Here is a 2,855-nt window from a genome sequence, read left to right on the forward strand (position 1 = left end):
GGACTGAGCTCTCCGCCGGTGAATCCCAGTCTCCTCACCTTCGTGCGGAGATGTCCTTCCGAGCTTCCCAATCGGGGGCCGGGGAGAGCCGTCGACGGGGGAAACCGGTCAAGGGCGCCCTTCCCTTGGCCCGGGCCGTGCCGTACGGTTCCGCTTCCCCCGTGGAGAGGCGGCTCCATTGCGCAGCGTCGGCGTCGAGGAAGAACTACTGCTGGTGGACGCGGTCACCTGGGAGCCTCACGCCGTGTCGCCCGCGGTGCTGGCGACAGCCGACCGGGCAGGCGGGGAGGGACACGCCTTCCAGAAGGAACTCCACGGTCAGCAGCTTGAGTTCGCCACCTGTCCACGGACGGAGATGGCGGAGCTGGCGGCGGAGATACGTGAACTGCGCGCGGAGGCCGCCGAGTACGCCGGAAAGGTGGGCGCCGCCGTCGCCGCGCTGGCGACCTCCCCGCTGCCCTTCGAATCCGCCGTCAATCAGGACGAGCGCTACCTCTGGCTGGAGCGCGAGTTCGGGCCGGTCGCCCAGGCGCAGTTGACCTGCGGCTGTCACGTCCATGTGGCCGTGGAATCCGACGAGGAGGGAGTCGCCGTCCTCGACCGGATCAGACCGTGGCTGTCGGTGCTGCTCGCCCTCACCGGCAACTCACCGTTCTGGCGCGGGTACGACAGCGGCTACAGCAGTTATCGCAGCCGTGTGTGGGGACGTTGGCCCTCCGCCGGACCGGTGGAGCTGTTCGGATCGGCCACCGGATACCACGACTACGTGGCCGCCATGGTCGCCACCGGTGTGCTGCGCGATCCGGCGATGGCCTACTTCGAGGCCCGGCTCGCGGAGCGCTATCCCACCGTGGAGGTGCGCGTGGCCGACGTGTGCCTGGACGCGTCGAGCACGGTTCTGGTGGCCGCGCTGGTGCGAGGGCTGGTCGAGACGGCCGCGCGCGAGTGGCGGGCACAGGTGCCGCCGCTGCCGCACCGCGTCGCGTCCCTGCGGCTCGCCTCCTGGCGGGCAGGCCGCTCGGGGCTGGAGGACCGGCTGGTCGATCCCCGCACCATGAGGCCCGCTCCCGCCGAAGCGGTCGTACGGTCCTTACTGGCCCATGTACGGGACGCCCTGCGGGACCACGGGGACCTGCCACTGGCCGAGGAGGGCCTGCGCCGGCTGCTGAGAACGGGCAACGGCGCGCGCGTACAGCGCGACATGCTGCGGCGCACCGGGAGCCTGCACACCATGATCGCCGAATGCGTACGCCGGACACAGATGTGAGGCCGTCGGACTCGCGCGTGAGGCCCGGGGCCTGCCGTTCGCGCCGGGACCGGCCGGGGGAGGATGGGGCGCCAGGCGGTAAGCCCTGAGAAGAACGCCGAGTGGGGAGCACTCCCATGACCACAGTCGCTGTAACCGGTGCCAACGGGAAGACGGGCCGTGTCGTCGTCGCGGACCTGCTGGAGCACGGCCACGACGTCGTCGCCCTGGACATCGTCGCCGGTCCGGGCGACCGGGAGCGGATGGCCGGGATCGGCACATCCCTCCTGGGCGCGGACCTGACGGACTACGGACAGGCCGTCGACGCGCTCCAGGGCGTCGACGCGGTGGTCCATCTGGCCAACATCCCGGCGCCCGGCCTGTTCCCGGCCGCCCGCACACTGAACACCAACACGGTGATGAACAACAACGTCTTCCTCGCCGCCGCGCAGAACAAGGTGTCCCGGGTGGTGTGGGCGTCGAGCGAGACCACCCTCGGCCTCCCGTTCGACGTCCCGCCCCGTTACGCGCCGGTGGACGAGGACCACTACCCTTACCCGACCAGCACCTACGCGCTCTCCAAGGTCACGGCCGAGACCACGGCCCGGCATGTCGCCGAATGGTCCGGCATCCCCTTCGTCGCGCTGCGCCTCTCCAACGTCCATCTCGAAGAGGACTACCGTCTCGTCCCCGGCTACTGGGCCGACCCGCAGCTGCGGAAGTGGAACCTCTGGGGGTACGTCGACGCCCGGGACGTGGCGGGCGCCTGCCGTCTCGCGCTCACCGCGCCGGTGACGGGCGCGCAGAGCTTCGTCATCGCGGCGGCGGACACCATCATGCGGAGGCCCTCGGCCGAACTGCTCGCCGAGGTGTTCCCCGGCGTCGAGCTGACCCGTGAGATCGGGACGTACGAGACACTGCTGAGCATCGACCGCGCCCGCGAGGTGCTGGGCTTCGTACCGCGGCACTCCTGGCGGGACGTCATCGAGCACTGACCGGCCTCCGGTGGGGCCTGTCGCGCGTCAACACGGCGGTGGGGCGGTACGGCGGTGGGGCGGGCGTCCACCGGTCGTGGAGACGCTCCGCCGCCGTGCCACCCCGCCGGCCGGCTCTCAGACCGCCCAGGCCTCCCGTGTCGTGGTCACGGCGGTCCCGGTGCGCGCGGACTCCTCGATCGCCAGGCTGATCTGGTGGTCCTGGCAGCCCTCCGCGAGCGGATAGGGCTCCGGGGCCTCGCCGCGCGCCCAGGCACCCGTACGGCACAGCAGGTCGACCACGGCCAGGTCGTCCTCGGAGAGGTTCGCCCCGACGAACGCGTTGCGGTACACCACCCGTCCGTCGAAGGTGATGTGGTGCAGTTCGGAGCCCTCCAGATTGAGGTCGGTACCGGTACGGCGGCGGACCAGCGGCGACTCCACGGGCGTACGCGGGTCCGCCATCCTGATCACCTGGTCGTCGACGATCTCGCCCAGTGAACCCCGGACGACCATCCGCCGGCCGCGCAGCGGATTCCACCACTGGTTGTCCGTGAAGTCGTACAGCCCCATCCGCCCGCCGAAGTCCAGGAGCGCGATGGTCGTCGTGGCGTCCTTGGGTGTCAGATCGCCCG

The 2,855-nt window shown here is 71.0% G+C and carries 2 protein-coding genes and 1 pseudogene; 2 read left to right on the top strand and 1 reads right to left on the bottom strand.

Annotation, left to right across the window (positions count from 1 at the left end):
- The first annotated feature begins 178 nt into the window (after nt 1–178).
- Together BFF77_RS31410 and BFF77_RS31415 are read left to right on the top strand one after the other, a co-directional pair.
- On the top strand, nt 179–1,267 hold the full coding sequence (locus BFF77_RS31410) for a glutamate--cysteine ligase (protein ID WP_066956853.1): 1,089 nt from the start codon (nt 179–181) through the stop codon (nt 1,265–1,267).
- Nucleotides 1,268–1,383: 116 nt separating this feature from the next.
- Nucleotides 1,384–2,241, top strand: a complete 858-nt coding sequence (locus BFF77_RS31415; protein WP_066956856.1) for an NAD-dependent epimerase/dehydratase family protein — start codon at nt 1,384–1,386, stop codon at nt 2,239–2,241.
- Between the two features lie 117 nt (nt 2,242–2,358).
- On the opposite strand, the pseudogene BFF77_RS31420 reads toward BFF77_RS31415, so the two are convergent.
- Nucleotides 2,359–2,855: pseudogene (locus BFF77_RS31420) on the bottom strand (gfo/Idh/MocA family oxidoreductase); the annotation flags it as partial.

Origin of the sequence: Streptomyces lushanensis, from assembly GCF_001700515.1 — a bacterium.
Lineage (GTDB): Bacteria > Actinomycetota > Actinomycetes > Streptomycetales > Streptomycetaceae > Streptomyces > Streptomyces lushanensis.

Excerpts from the sequence above, each read along its gene's own strand:
- BFF77_RS31415 (WP_066956856.1), top strand. The coding sequence starts at position 1,384 with ATGACCACAGTCGCTGTAACCGGTGCCAACGGGAAGACGGGCCGTGTC.